The sequence below is a fragment of the Shewanella sp. SP1S1-7 genome (assembly GCF_031932105.1).
GTDB lineage: Bacteria > Pseudomonadota > Gammaproteobacteria > Enterobacterales > Shewanellaceae > Shewanella > Shewanella baltica.
This window is the reverse complement of record NZ_JAUOEU010000002.1, coordinates 123372-138562: the sequence shown is the minus strand read 5'-3', so window position 1 is coordinate 138562 and position 15191 is coordinate 123372. Positions and strand designations below refer to the sequence as shown.

Annotated in this window: 8 protein-coding genes; 7 read left to right on the top strand and 1 reads right to left on the bottom strand. The window is 38.0% G+C overall.

Features of this window, described 5'->3' with window-relative positions; genetic code table 11:
• Nucleotides 1-11 precede the first annotated feature (11 nt).
• From Q4Q49_RS02390 to Q4Q49_RS02380, 3 genes are all read left to right on the top strand, one after another.
• Nucleotides 12-7409: a DUF1983 domain-containing protein gene (locus tag Q4Q49_RS02390; RefSeq protein ID WP_311998537.1), complete on the top strand. Its 7398-nt coding sequence runs from the start codon at nucleotides 12-14 to the stop codon at nucleotides 7407-7409.
• An 88-nt stretch (nucleotides 7410-7497) separates the two neighbouring features.
• Complete coding sequence (locus tag Q4Q49_RS02385) at nucleotides 7498-8049, top strand: hypothetical protein (RefSeq protein WP_311998536.1); 552 nt, start codon at nucleotides 7498-7500, stop codon at nucleotides 8047-8049.
• An 89-nt stretch (nucleotides 8050-8138) separates the two neighbouring features.
• On the top strand, nucleotides 8139-8456 hold the full coding sequence (locus Q4Q49_RS02380; protein ID WP_311998535.1) for a hypothetical protein: 318 nt from the start codon (nucleotides 8139-8141) through the stop codon (nucleotides 8454-8456).
• A gap of 39 nt (nucleotides 8457-8495) precedes the next feature.
• Here the strand turns inward: Q4Q49_RS02380 and Q4Q49_RS02375 are convergent, their stop codons facing one another.
• Nucleotides 8496-8993: an H-NS family nucleoid-associated regulatory protein gene (locus Q4Q49_RS02375; protein ID WP_311998534.1), complete on the bottom strand. Its 498-nt coding sequence runs from the start codon at nucleotides 8991-8993 to the stop codon at nucleotides 8496-8498.
• A gap of 204 nt (nucleotides 8994-9197) precedes the next feature.
• Here Q4Q49_RS02375 and Q4Q49_RS02370 point away from each other — a divergent pair, with 204 nt between their 5' ends.
• The 4 genes from Q4Q49_RS02370 to Q4Q49_RS22150 all read left to right on the top strand — a co-directional run bounded on the left by Q4Q49_RS02370 (nucleotide 9198) and on the right by Q4Q49_RS22150 (nucleotide 15176).
• Nucleotides 9198-10184, top strand: coding sequence for a hypothetical protein (locus Q4Q49_RS02370; RefSeq protein WP_311998533.1), 987 nt, complete (start codon nucleotides 9198-9200; stop codon nucleotides 10182-10184).
• A gap of 399 nt (nucleotides 10185-10583) precedes the next feature.
• On the top strand, nucleotides 10584-12155 hold the full coding sequence (locus Q4Q49_RS02365; protein ID WP_311998532.1) for a site-specific DNA-methyltransferase: 1572 nt from the start codon (nucleotides 10584-10586) through the stop codon (nucleotides 12153-12155).
• A 2-nt stretch (nucleotides 12156-12157) separates the two neighbouring features.
• Nucleotides 12158-14878 (top strand): DEAD/DEAH box helicase family protein, encoded by a 2721-nt coding sequence (locus Q4Q49_RS02360; protein ID WP_311998531.1) that lies wholly within the window; start codon nucleotides 12158-12160, stop codon nucleotides 14876-14878.
• Nucleotides 14879-15005: 127 nt separating this feature from the next.
• A complete protein-coding gene (locus Q4Q49_RS22150) occupies nucleotides 15006-15176 on the top strand; it encodes an ATP-binding protein (protein ID WP_409373147.1) in 171 nt (56 codons plus the stop codon).
• Nucleotides 15177-15191 lie beyond the last annotated feature (15 nt).

Genomic DNA, 15191 nt, shown 5'->3' with positions numbered 1-15191 from the left:
GGAGGCCAAGGATGGCTTTAAATCACAATCCATACGAAACAGCACAACGAACATTATCAGGTATAACTGCCTTCGCTTCTCCTGATTTTAATGTGGATCTACTTAATAACGACCAATACTTAGAAACTAAAACTGGTGATAAACGCAAACCAGTTGTATATGGAACAACACGTTTAGGTGGCATTTTAGTATTCCAAGATTTAATTGGCGAAAACAAAGATTACCTTCTTCAAGTATATACGCTATGTGAAGGTGAGATTACAGGTGTACCTGCCATTTATGCTAATGGCACAGATACAACAAGTTCTATTTTTGATGCAACAATACAACAAATTGATGGTAAGAAAGTAAAAGTGCATAGTTGGCCTATTGCTCGCACCACTGTCTATACAAAAGCATATCAAGATCTATTTGATGTTTTAGGAACAGTATCTGATAACAAACAACGTTTGATTTATACGCAAGTTTCATACGGTCGCACTGACTACACCAGCACACCTCTGACTATTGCTAAGCTGTCACCAAAATGGGATGACACTTTCTTAGGTAAAGCTAGCGCGAGTGTAGCAGTTGTTTATGATCTATCAGCATTCACTGAGGAACCAAGGCTTGAGTTTAAAGTGAACGGTATAGCTGTAATGAACTTAAAGACTGGTGTAAAAGAGCTATCATCAAATCCAGTTTATTGTTTATATGATTACTTAACTAACGAGCGCTACGGTAACGACACTGATCCATCTGAGCTTGATATTCAGAGCTTTATTGACCAAGCTGCATTGTGCGATCAACCGATTAATATCAAAACAGGTGTAAACTTACTATCTAACACTAGCGCTAAAACTACGATTCAAAAGAGTTCAAGTGGTGTTGGTGGTACAGTAATTAATATCGGTCCATCTCGTTTTCAAAGTCGTGGCCGTGTAAATTATTACCGTGGTCAAATTGTTAATGAAGGCTTTAATGTTGTTGGTTTAAAAGCTACTAACTCAAAAGCTGAAAATACTAAGACAGCTATCGCGTTTAACCAACAAATCATTGCAGATCCAGCTTTCCAAATTAAAGATCCAATACTTTTAATTAACACGTTGTCATATAAAAGCGGTGGTTGGAACTCTGGTGGTGATTATTATAACTATGCAATTATCATTAACGCTAAGGGCGAGTATATTGCTGTTATTGCTTATGATGGTTCAGATGTAGATGTGACTGTTGAACTTGAAGTTGAAAACAAACCAACTGGTAATACTGTATCTGAAAAACGATTCTCACTTAATGGCATTATTAACCAAGAAGATACAAAATATAAGAACGTTGAAAACATTTTAGCTGAAATGAATGCGCGTCTTTATGATTATAACGGCAAAAAACGTCTGAAGTGCTTTGTGCCAAGTACAGTTGTAAAGACATTTGACGACACTAATATTATTGGTTCAATTGATTACGCATTTGGTGATAGTGAAACAAAATACAATGGTGTTCAAGCTACGTACCGCGATCCTAACTTTGGTTATAAAGAACAAACAGTAGTTACAGTCGATAACACTTATAACGGTGGTAATTCTAACAGTAAAAACTTTAATGAAATGAAGCTGAACTTCTGTGATTCATACGGACGCGCTCATTACTTAGCAAGTATGTTCCTGAACAAAAGTAAACTTCAAGACAGTATCAAGTTCACATCAACACGAGCTGGAATACAATACGCAGTTGGTGATGTTATCAGAGTTAATGATAAAAAGAATAACATTAATCGAACTTATACAATTGAAGATAAAACAATCAATAATGATTTTACTGTAACGTTTAACTGTTTGATTTATGACAGTGAGATTTTTAAGGTATTACAACTTAATATTCCATATGAACCAACGTTGCCAGCTATACCAGCTAAAAAAATAACTATCAGCACATTCAACGCCAAACAAGTTGCGTTTGATAGTGTTGGTACAGTTGATTTATCTTGGGTATGCGATTCAACAGGTAGTGGTTTAGTTGATCACTATACAATTGAATACAAGGCATCTAAAGACAATGGCGTTAAATTCGAACATTTAGCTACTGTTACTGGTGATAGCTATCGAGTTAATAACCTAAGAACTGGTGATTATACTTTCCGTATTAGAGCACTTAATAAGCTTGAAACCTTAGCTAGTGACTATGTGATTACTCAGCTTAATATCAGTGCAAATATTGTTGTATTGCCAGCCGTAATTGGTTTACAAGCAGGATTCAACGGAGCTACTTTTGAAGCTAGTTGGGCTGATACACGAACTAAACCATTCACAAGTGCAAGCAGTCCATCAAGTGTTGGTGAAACGTACTCGCGTTATATCAGTGGATATCAAGTACAAGTTTATAAAGGAACTGCGTTACGTAGAACTGAAACTGTATCTGACCCACGTTATATATATTCACTTGAAAAGAACATTCAAGATGGTATTTCGCGTGAGATTAAAATTATTGTAAAAACAGTAAACCAATCAAGTTCAGTATCAACAACTAGTGCAACTGTTCAAGCTGTGAATCCACAAATGCCAGCTCCAGTTAATTTGTTGATTAAAGTTAACTACGACACATTCCATTTGAGCACATTCAAACCAATTGAAAGCGATTATGCTGGTACAGTTGTTTACGCGAGTAAAACTGCTAATTTTACTCCAAGCGCGAGTACATTGATTTCAAACGGTTCAAATACTGTAAGCGGATCATTAGAGACTGGTACTTGGTATTTTAAAGTTGCTCACTATGATGTATTCGATTCATTGAATCTATCATATGCAAGTGCAACAGCTGTTTTAACTGAAGTCACTCTCGCTGATATCGATGTTAATGGCATTATTGCTAACATTGAGAAAGGTTTAGAACATGAATCGATTAAACGCGCCCAAGATGATATTAATAATGCTCAAGACACATTAGATGCAATCGCTAAAGAAGCCACTGATAGAGCCACAGCAATAACAGCGGAAGCAACGGCAAGAAGCAAAGCGATCTCTAAAGAAGCCACTGATAGAGCCGCAGCAATAACAGCCGAAGCAACTACTAGACATAATGCGTTATTGCTTGAAGCAAAAGCGCGTGGAACTGACATTAGTGCTGAAGCGTCAGCGCGTACCACTGCTGATACCGCGTTAGCTACTCGCATTGATAGTGTAGTAGCTGCTAACGATGCTAATGGTGCGAGTATTACTGGTGAAGCAACTGCACGCGCAACAGCTGATACCGCATTAGGAAAGCGTGTTGACAGTGTTGTTTCAACGTCAAATGCTAACCTGGCACACATTACATCTTTGAGTAAAACGGTTAGTGATAACAACAGTGCTATGTCTACTCGCGTAGATACAGTACAAGCAACAGCAGCACAGCAAGCAACAGCCGCTGAGAGCAACGCTAAGGCTTTTGCAACTGCTAGTGTAACAACTGAGAAGAATGCGCGTGTAGCGGCAGACAGTGCGCTTACGACACAAGTTAACAGTGTTAAATCAACTGCTGACAAGAACACTGCTGATATCACCACAGTAAACACATCTTTAGTAACTAAAGAGACTGCTTTATCAAATCGTATTGATGCTGTTCAAAGCAGTGTTAACGGTGTTGATGGGAAAGTTCAAACTGAAATAACAACTCGTTCAACTGCTGATACTGCTTTAGGTAAACGTATTGATTCTGTGAGTGCTACTGCTAACAAAAACACGGCTGATATTAAAACTGTAAACACGACGTTAGCTGAAAAAGACTTAGCTATGGCTTTACGTGTTACTAATATGGAAACAAGCTTAAAAGCTGATTCAGCAAGTAAAGCATCAACAGCCGAAGCAAATGCCAAAGTAGCCGCGGCAGCAGACGCGAAAACGAAAGCGGACGCAGCACTGTCCGCAGCTAAAGCAGATGCAAGTAGCAAAGCTAACTCAGCTGAAGCAAATGCTAAAGTTCAAGCAGCTACAGACGCAGCAACTAAAGCCAACAAAGCACTAGCTGATGCTAAAGCTTATTCAGATGCTAATGATGTAAAAGCAACAGCATTAACAACAGCTAAGTTTAATGAAGCTGTTAATTTGATTAATACTAAAGATGCAGCACAAGCTTCACGTGTTACTTCAATGGAAACAAGCTTAAAAGCTGATTCAGCAAGTAAAGCATCAACATCAGTTCAGCAAGCGAGTTCACAATATAACTTAATACCTGATGCTGGTTTTGAACGTGCGTTCATTGATGGCTTACCTATTGGGTTTAAAGGAACCGCAGGTAATTTAGGTTCAAATAATGTTTCATTTGGTTCAAGAGAATCACCTGATGATTGGGGTTTGGATTACGGTGGATTAACTGGGCAAATATATCAAAATGCTATGGTTGGAACAAACCCAGATTTTTATATTGATGCTCATACTTTACCAGTATCAGTCACTGTCGGTCAGCGAATTGGTTTCAGTATATATACTGGCGCTCATAGATGCCGTGGAGCATCATTTATTTACTTCTTTGATAGAGACGGAAAAACTATTAATAACAGCCCGCTAATGTATAACGAAGGCAATGTAAGTGGAGGTAATAAATTATCTGGTTATCAACGTTTAGTATCATATGCTGACGTGCCAACAGGTGCTGTATATGCTAAAGGTGTAATTAGAAAGTTCAACACGTATAGCGGACAATCTAACTCATTTATATTTTATGTAATGCCTCAGTTATCACTATGGAGTTCAACACAATCTGAAGCGCCTATATGGTGTAACAGTGCTAAAGTTGATGCGGCAATAGCTGGTGCTGACCCTGTAGGATCATCTGAAGCAGTTAAGAATGAACTAACAGTCTATACAGATGCAAAATACAACCAAGCAGTATCATTGATTAATACTAAAGATGCAGCACAAGCTTCACGTGTTACTTCAATGGAAACAAGCTTAAAAGCTGATTCAGCAGGTAAAGCAGCAACAGCAGAAGCAAATGCCAAAGTAGCAGCGGCAGCAGACGCGAAAGCGAAAGCGGACGCAGCACTAGCAGCAGCAAAAGCAGACGCAAGTAGCAAAGCTAACTCAGCAGAAACAAATGCTAAGGTACAATCAGCTACTGACGCAGCAGCTAAAGCAAACAAAGCACTAGCTGATGCTAAAGCTTATTCAGATGCTAATGATGCGAAAGCAACTGCGTTAACAACAGCTAAGTTTAATGAAGCTGTTAATTTGATTAACACTAAAGACGCAGCACAAGCTTCACGTGTTACCTCAATGGAAACAAGCTTAAAAGCTGATTCACAGGACAAAGCAAACGCAGCTCGTGATGCTGTTATATCTGAATTAAATAACCGTTCAAATCTATTACAGAAATATCTTCCAAACTGGAAATTAGGTGCTCACCCATCAAGTTGTGGTTGGGGACAAAATGGCGCTGCTGACGAAAACCGTTTTGTAATGGGTGATGATGCATTTGGAACTAAATCAGTACTTTGGGAAATGAGCACTAACTCAAATGCTAACTCAGATGGTGATGGTGGTATTGGTAATGCATTATTCGATTGTGATCATAACAAGTCATACCGATATAGCATTTATGTCAATCGTTCAATACTTAATGGAACAACTTACTTAGGCTGTGCTGGCGGTGGTGTTACGCGCGTTGGAAGCAGCACTATTGATAATAACCCATATTTTTGGAATGGCGTATTACCACAAGCTAACAAGTGGTATTTGCTTGTTGGTGTATTACAAGCAAGCTCTGCTACTGCTGATTCAGGTATTAGCGGACTTTATGATTGTGAAACAGGCGCGCGAGTTGCTAATGGTGTTGATTATAAAACTACAACAGCTATTACTCAGCAATTATTAAGAGCTTATCTGTATTACTCAAATAACACTAACGCTAAGCAATACTTTTGGGCACCACGAGTTGATGTTATTGATGGTAACGAACCAAGTTTAACTTCAATGATGCCTATGGTAGCGGTGAACGCACTATCGAATGCTAATGCTGCACAAGCTTATGCAACTGCGAAATACAATGAAGTTGTGAGCACTATTACTACTAAGGATAATGCACAGACTTCACGTGTTACTACGATGGAAGCTAGTTTAAAGACTGATGCACAGAACAGAGCTAACAAAGCACTTACTGATGCTAAGACCTATTCAGATGCTAATGATGTGAAAGTAACTGCGTTAACAACAGCTAAGTTTAATGAAGCTGTTAACTTAGTTAACACTAAAGACTCAGCAATGGGTACTCGTGTCACATCGTTAACTAGCAGCATGAACAGTGCAACAGCTAGCGTTAATACCTTAGCAACAGCGGTAAACGGTTTAAAAGCTGAATATACTATTAAGGTAAATGCTAGCGGACACGTTGCAGGTATTGGTTTAAGTTCAGGTGCAATGGGTTCAGCATTTATTGCTCAAGCCGATCGTATTGTCTTAGCTAATAGTGCTGGCGGTGGTGGTGTCGCTCCATTTAAGCTTGTATCAAATGTTGTTTATTTGAACGAAGCCGTTATTCAAAACGCTAGTATTAGTGGTGCTAAGATTCAGAACGCATCAATTACTAACGCGCAAATAGCGAATGGTGCGATTACTAATGCTCAGATAGCTAACGCGACAATCAGCTTTGCTAAGATTGCTAACGATATACGTTCAACTAACTATGTGGTTGGTGTGTCTGGTTGGCAGTTAACTAAGGAAGGGGCTTTAAACGCCACAAACGCTAATATCAGCGGCACTATTACTGGTTCTAAGATCAGTGGTAGCTTCCTTGAAGGTACTGTTGTATTTGGTGAGAGTGGCTTTTTAACCGCAACTTCAGCAGATAGTGGATCTGGTATACGTTACGGTGGACAAGAAAGTTACTATGTTACACGCAGTACTCGCAGCGTATTAACTAACCCAACAATGACATTTCGTATTGCAAGTTATAACTTTATTGGTGATGGTTACGATACTATTAATACCAATCCACCAACACAAATAGCACGTGATTATAAGCGTTGTATATCCAATAACTTTAGTGGACTTGGATGGATTGATGTTGAAGCTGCTGGTGTTGGTAACTTAAATATGAATGCTGGTACTAATAATACCATTAAGATTTGGATGGAAGTAGCAACATATGACCACAAGTTAGTGAGAAAAACACTTCCTAATATAACAGTATATGATGCTATTGTAAGTCATGGCTCAGTTCCTAAAGCATTTTCTGTACAGCGTGCTGGTTGTGTTGGACAGTTGTATTATGAACCTGCTGTTGTGAATGGTCGGAATACTATTAAGACATTGTATTTAACAATAGACAAGTTCTATAGTCAGCCATACTCATTACAGAAGTATTTCACGCTAACCGTATTTTGTTCAGTGAATGGTATTACCGTTCCGTATAGTTCAACAATAACTGTACGAGCTGATGACTTTCAATTCTATTCATCGTAAACGATGGGGGAGAAATCCCCCATTATTTTAAAACGCAAAACATTCCACATTTAAATTTAAATTCAATTCTAATTAAAAAGAGGTAATTATGATAACTGTTAACTCGCAGGAGGCCGTATTTTATATTGAAAATATAGACACAGAACTAGATACACTAACAGGAACACAGAATATTGCATTTATTGGTGATTATACTGCTTGCAGTTTACTAGCTGGTCGCGCAATAAAAACACAAAAGCTAGATTATGACGAATCAATCTATAGTAACTTTGACTTACCACATAATGAATCAAACTATGTTTGTTATTGGGTTAAAGAAAATCATTTAGTTTTTAAGGATAATACAACTCATTATGTGATTGTTCATAATGACTATATGAAGGTTCTTGATATCAGACGACATATAGTACGTTCTGGTGATATTGAAGCGTTACCAACTGAAGAGGTTGAGAATAGCTATAAAATACAGGTTGTTAAATATGATGATGCTGATGGATTATTAGATGAACAACGATTGTTAAAGGAAACTGATTGGGAAGTCGTTAAACAACTCGAATTATTACTGCTACGCGATACTGATTTAGGGAAGTACAGGGCAGAATTGAGGCAAATAGTTAATGATAAACAGGTAACAGTCTGATACTAAATAAGTATTATCTGAAACAGCATTAATACATTGCTGCATGAACAATCAGTATACAATAGTGAAAAAATTATAAGCAGGTGAATATGGATATTCAAATAGTTTTATTAATGGCTGGTGTAATTATATCAGTGGTTGGTTATCTAATAAAAGCTAAAGTGGCTAATATTGAAGATCGAGCCAAAATGTTAGAGGAACACAATCAGAAACATTCAACACAACAAGCAGTAGATGATGATCGATGGAAACGTCAGGACATTACTAACTGTAAGGTTGATGAAGGACAACGTGAAATGGCAGTAGTAAAGAGCCAAATTACTACACTACATTCAAACATTGATGACATTAAGACAAGTCAAAAAGAAATGAATGGCAAGCTAGATGAACTTCTACAGCGTAAATAAAAAAAGGCCAGTTATAACGAACTGGCCTTTTTTGTTATTCTATTTTTTACTTTTCTTTGCCATAAACTCGCGATAACGAGGTCGATCTGCGCTGATTATAATATCTTCTAGCGAAGCAAAATTATCTTTCAAGAACTTCTTAAGTTCAGCAGGCTTGTTACCAGTAGCTTTACCTACATATACCTTCTTAGTGCCATCAACAGTGTATTCAAATGTGAACTCTGGTTGCTCTGCTACAACACGTTTCTTGCGTGGTTTTGCTAATGTTTGTGACTGTCCTGCTAAATCTTCCAATGTCAGGCCCTGAGCCAGCAGCGAATTTTGGATTTCTTTAATCTTGGCCGCTTTAGCTTCATTTTCTGCATGCTCAGCTTCTTTTAGTTCCTTGATAGCGTTATAAACAGTATTAACGCGGTCTACCAGCTTGCTAACATCCTCGTAATGAAGATCTGAAAACAAACCCTTAATGCTGTTTCTGTTGTTCAATATTTCAAGGGCGACAGCGCGTTTTTCAGTTATGGTATTAGCTTGGCTCATTTGTATCTCCAGCAAGTTCAATAAGTTGACATCATAATTTTACTACCTCTGACATAAGAGTTCTAGAGGTTAAATGGTTCAAAGGCGTGAATGTATCGGTGATAAGTGTCATGATTTGATGAATGCGATAGTAAAACACTTTCTCTAAAACAGTTACTTAAGTATGATGTTACCACTACTAGCACAGGATAGTGTATACAAGTAATGAAAGATATATTTGAACAGATTTTCACTCCATTTAAAAGTATGTCTGAGCATATAAAGTACAGGCTTAGTAATCCACTTGGTATTGCATTCGTTTTTTCATGGATCATTTTTAACTGGCAAGCAGTTTATTATTTCATGTTTAGCAATGATACTGCTTCATCTAAGATTACGTATTTGCAAAAAATATATTTAACTGATAAAGGGTATGATTTATCCAATCTTTTGTGGTGTCCATTAGGCGCTTCTGTATTGTATCTCGTAGTTGCACCTTTAGTATCAAACATTGCTACAGGTCTTTGGAGTGTCATCGATCAAAGCTGTACAGCATTACGGTTAAAATTTGTAGAAAATGCGACATTAATGACAAATGCTGATAAAACAAAAATGTACTTAGCTCTTAATAAAATGAAAGCTGAACATGCGTCTGAAATCGAAAAGTTACGTAATGAAATTTCAGGGTTGCAAAGTTTGCTAACTTTACAAACCGAGATTATTACACCAAGTGAAACTGAGAATGTAAAGCCTACTCTCACGGGTAAATTTATTGATGGCCCAGAATTTGAAGGTATGGAAACAGTAAGTTCTGAGCTTGTGGAAAGTGATAGTTCAAATGATGTGAATAAATTTGTAGTTCTCCCTCGAGAGGTTAAGTTTGATATTCTTAATAATTTAGTAACCCCTAATAATAGGGTGAGAATGTTAGATAAATGGTTTGATGAAAATATAAAATATATAAATCGACGTCATTCATCTTTATCAAGAACATACATCATTAAAGTGCTTACCTTGCTAATAGATAGCAGTGGGGAGATAAGCCTGAGTGTTCTAAATGAATTGTCACCAGAGTCACCTCTTCTGAAACTAAAATTGGTTAAGCAACTGCAAGAGTTAGGTTATATTGAGGAAGTTGACAAAAATATTAGACTCACAGCTAAAGCTTTAGACAGTTTCATGATGACTATAACAACTCTAGATGAGAAATAATTTTAACAAGCATATAGGTTTAGGCTGGTGCTCGTGATGCTAGGCTGTAATCAGAGAGGAAACTCCTCACTAACAACTGTCTATGTTTATCGTAAGGGCATGAAATGTACACCTCAGACCTGATCTGTCAGTCTTGATTATAGAGTATGATTTAATCGTACAATCACCACTCGATACCATCTTCCTCACTGTGGGATAAAAGCGTGCTAGGTGCATTATTAAATTCGACTATAACCAATTGATTAAATAATAAAAAATTAACCCCCTTGCTTAATGGAGAGTCATTGGAGATAAGCTTTGAGCGAAGCTATGTGTGCAGTTATCTATACAGAGACACTGATATTTTTTGTTGTAAAATGGTAGGATTTGGCAAAACTGAAACAATCCAGAGAATGAAAAATGCCGACTTTACAATGGTCTAGTAAAAGTGAAGCTGTAGCAGCTTCCAAAAAATGTAAATATCGCTTACTGGTTAGGAACAAAGAGCAATCTTATGGTGCAGAAGACTCTGACAACATGCTGATTCAAGGCGATAATCTAGAAGCATTACGGGCATTAGTACCAACTCACGCAGGACGTGTTAACTTCATCTACATTGATCCACCTTACAATACAAAAACTGCTTTTGAATCATATGACGACAATATGGCTCACAGTAAGTGGCTCACTATGATGTACCCTCGACTTGATCTTCTTTGGAAACTTTTGGATAAAGACGGTGTTATTTGCATCAGTATCAATGATGATGAAGGGCACTACCTCAAAGTTATGTGTGATGAAATTTTCGGTCGATCAAATTTCATTTCGTCTTTGGTTTGGAATTATGAAGGCAACACTGATAACCAAGCAAAAATCATTAATTACCATGAGTATGTCCATGTTTATGCTAAAAGTGGACGCATCGAAGCAATCGACGTTATCGATCCAAACATAGATAAGAACAGTAAACTCTTCAATAAAGAGATCCGTAATACGGTAGTTAAAAACGGTCCTAAGAACCCTCCTCTAGAAGTCACGATTCCCGCAGGTTTCCCTGCAAACATCGAAAACGCCACCATCAAAAAAGAAAATATTGAGTGGCCTCAATATAACTCCGATATCGAAATTAAAGACTATAAACTGGTACATGAGGTCAAAGCGACCAGTGGCTGGGCATCAAGAAAACTACTTGAGAGTTTTATTAAAGAGGGTATGTCAACTCCTGTTAAAGACACTAAGAAACAGGATACTGTTTTTGAATTAACCAAAACGGGTGCAATTGAGGGTGTAAAAGGTCGAAAGCAAGAAAGTAAGGGTCACTTTGTCTCTGTACTTCGAGGGTTCGGAACTACAAACCAAATGCGTATCATGCTTGAAAAAATGGGAATGAAGTTCTCTTACCCAAAACCGGTAAATCTGGTGTCTTATCTAGCGGCTGCGTTCTGCCCTAAAAATGGCATAGTACTCGACTCTTTTGCTGGCTCTGGAACAACTGCTCATTCTATATTGGAATCCAATAGAGTCTATAACACAAACCGCTCTTTTATATGTATCGAGATGAGGGAGGATACATTCAACAATGTCATCATTCCTCGTACAAAAGCAGTAATTGATGGTAACTCCGAAGCAGAAATAGAAGCATGTGGAGGAGGCTACTCTAGCTATCAACTCGGAAAAGAACTTTTCGATGAATATGGCTATGTGGCAGATGATGTATACCTAGATGACTTAGCTTCACATATTTGGTTCACTGAAACTAAGACCTCACTAAAAAATAACGCTAACTCTCCGTTGTTAGGTGTGCACAACAATGTTGCATATTATTTTTTGCGTGGAGAGCATAACCAAACACTTACAACAAAAGTTCTACAATCTCTACCTGAACATGATGGTCCCAAAGTAATTTACGGTGAGAACATCAGAATGACCCAAGCTAGGTTGAAGGACCAGCAAGTTACATTTAAGCAAATTCCAACTGACATCAGAGGCTAGAGATGTTTACATTAAAAAAATATCAGCAGAATGCCCTGTCTTCATTACGTGACTTTCTTATGGAATGCCGTTCCAGTGGAGACATTTCTGCTGCATTTAGTAAAACACTTGTGGAGCACGGTTTTAAAGACTCGTTTTACCGTGACTACAGGTTCACTGATACTCCTTATGTTTGTATTAGAATTCCTACAGGTGGTGGTAAGACGATACTTGGTACGTATGCTATCACCACTGCAACTCAGACGTATTTAGAGAGGCCATATCCTTTTGTTCTGTGGTTAGTGCCAACAAAAATAATCAAAAGCCAAACCGTTGATGCATTAAACAAAAAACAAGCATACAGAGAGCATCTGATGTCCTATTACAACAACGATGTTCTAGTTGTTGAAGATAGTAATGTTGATCAAATTCGCCCTCAAGATCTTGGAAACAAAACGATCGTAGTTGTCTCTACAATTGCGAACTTGCGTGTAGAAGACACTGCTGATAGAAAAGCAATGTACGGTCATCGCGAGGAGTTCGAAGGTCATTTCTCCAAAGTTGACGCTAATTCAGGAATCTACTCAAAATTAGAAAAAATCAGCGAGAAAGATATTGAGCAGCAAACTGATCTTTCACCTAGTTCCATAGGCCAAATTAAAGGTTCCTTTGCAAATTTAATGTGTTTGAGTCAACCTCTCGTTATTGTCGATGAAGCTCACAATGCTCGTACTGAGCTTACTTTTGAGACACTACAGAGAGTTAACCCTTCGGCTATCATCGAGTTCACTGCAACACCAAACACAAGTACCACAAATGGTAGTAATGTTCTATTCCATGTATCTGCTTCTGAACTCAAAGCAGAAGACATGATTAAGCTTCCAATAATGCTCACTGAACATACAAATGGCTGGGAAGAAGCAGTACAAGATTCAATCCTAACTCGTGAACGATTAGAACTGAAAGCTCAGAGTAATGGCGGTACATATATTCGCCCTATTGTGCTTTTTCAAGCAGAAAATAAGGACAAAGAAATTACTGTTGACGTCCTTGTTACGCATCTAAAAATTGTTCACAAAGTAACAGATGATGAATTGGCTATTGTTACAGGAACCCAGAGACAACTAGACGGCATAGATCTCTTTGATCCAACATGTAAAGTAAAATATGTCGTGACTATCGATGCACTCAAGGAAGGCTGGGATTGCTCATTCGCATATGTATTCTGTTCAGTAAAGGCTGTTACCTCAACAACAGCGGCAGAACAATTACTCGGCCGAGTACTTCGCATGCCATATGCAAAACGCCAAATAGTTGAAGATCTAAATAGAGCGTATGCTCATTTAGCAACCACGAATTTTGCTACCGCAGCTAACAGTATGAAAGACTCACTTATCTCAATGGGTTTTGAGCAACTTGAGGTTGATACATACCTTCGTCATATGGATGATCAAGCTTCATTATTCGATGACAATAGCGGTGATTCTACACAGCCTGCTAGCTCTCGTAATGAAGACAAAACACCAAGAATCACTACTGAAATAAAGTCAAATGCAAAACTAAACCTATCTTCTCTAACCAAAGAAGAGGTTGATTCTGTGAGCGTGTTAGTTGATGAGAAAACGGGAAGAAAAGTTGTTACTGTCAAGGGGACAGTGACTGATACCGTTAAAAAAGTACTCCAAAGTGTAAGTGCTGAATCTAAGGCCCAGCTAGAGCAACGTGTTGATTCACACAATAACTATGTTAAGGCTATTACCTGTAACTCTAAACTAGGTATTTATTTCAAGGCTCTACCACAACTTTGTATCATGTTTGATGATAATTTAGAGGTAGCCGAGCATGAAATCCTAACTAACCCTTCATGGTCTATTCTTGACCATCCAACACAATTAGATTTTCAAATCGATGAGACGAGCAAGACGTTTTCTGTTGATATTGGTGGTAAGAAAGTTGTCTACAAAGCTGCGGAACATTTTGAAACAATGGATCTAGACCATGTCGGTGGTTATGAGATTAGTGATATTGTTCACTTCCTGATAAACCAAGTCGAGATGAGAGATCGCCCTGACAGAATGCGACAGTTTCTAAACCTTACTGTCAAACACATAGTGCAGAACTCATCGATGACGACGACATCACTGCATCGTCATCGATACCCTTTAGCTCGGGCATTAGATAAACTCATCCAGTCGTACCATGAGAAAGGTATTGAAGACGGCTACCAACAATCTCTGTTCGGCAACGAGGCTCACGTTGAAACAAGTTACGACATCACGTTTGAGTTCAAACCTGATAACTATCCAGCTAGAACTAACAACTTGTATAATGGTAGCTTCCAGTTCAGTAAACATTACTATCCGATCATTGAAGACTTGAAAGAACCATCCAAGAACAATAAAGATAGTGAATTTCTGTGTGCTCAATGCATTGATAGTTCAAAACTTGTAAAACATTGGGTTAGAAATCTAGATCGTCGGGGTGATGCCTCATTTAGGTTGCCAAAACCAGATGGAACTTACTTCTATCCCGATTTCATTGCTGAATTAGAAAATGGTCGTTTTGCAGTAATTGAATATAAAGGTGAACCATACAAAACGAATAATGACTCAGCAGTAAAACTTCAGGTCGGAGAACTATGGGCTTCAAAAAACTCGGATTGTATATTTGCGATGATCTATGCCGAGGATGAGTGCGGTCAGGGTATTGACCAGCAAATCCAGAAAGCTCTAAACTCGAAATAATTACAGTGAGTCTCCTATTGGAGGCTCTTTCAGTTACATAATATAGAAGCTGTATAAATACGAGTTGATGTTCTTCGATGACATCGACGATGTAAAGAAAAATGATAGCCGATAGCTAGAGTCGGTACTGTTCGAGCTTATCGCTCATAACTATGAACGCTGGAGTACATTAATAATTTTTGGTAAGTGGGGTAGCATTTTCGGGGATAACACGATGACAGTGGCTGCTATAGATAGGTTAGTTCACCATGGTGAAATATATCAAATACAGGGAAGATATATTGCAAGAAGCAAGTGATGCAATTAACTACAA

Bases quoted from the DNA above. Each gene is read 5' to 3' on its own strand.
- Q4Q49_RS02390 (WP_311998537.1), top strand. From the start codon at position 12: ATGGCTTTAAATCACAATCCATACGAAACAGCACAACGAACATTATCA.
- Q4Q49_RS02385 (WP_311998536.1), top strand. From the start codon at position 7,498: ATGATAACTGTTAACTCGCAGGAGGCCGTATTTTATATTGAAAATATA.
- Q4Q49_RS02380 (WP_311998535.1), top strand. From the start codon at position 8,139: ATGGATATTCAAATAGTTTTATTAATGGCTGGTGTAATTATATCAGTG.
- Q4Q49_RS02375 (WP_311998534.1), bottom strand. From the start codon at position 8,993: ATGAGCCAAGCTAATACCATAACTGAAAAACGCGCTGTCGCCCTTGAA.
- Q4Q49_RS02370 (WP_311998533.1), top strand. From the start codon at position 9,198: ATGAAAGATATATTTGAACAGATTTTCACTCCATTTAAAAGTATGTCT.
- Q4Q49_RS02365 (WP_311998532.1), top strand. From the start codon at position 10,584: ATGCCGACTTTACAATGGTCTAGTAAAAGTGAAGCTGTAGCAGCTTCC.
- Q4Q49_RS02360 (WP_311998531.1), top strand. From the start codon at position 12,158: ATGTTTACATTAAAAAAATATCAGCAGAATGCCCTGTCTTCATTACGT.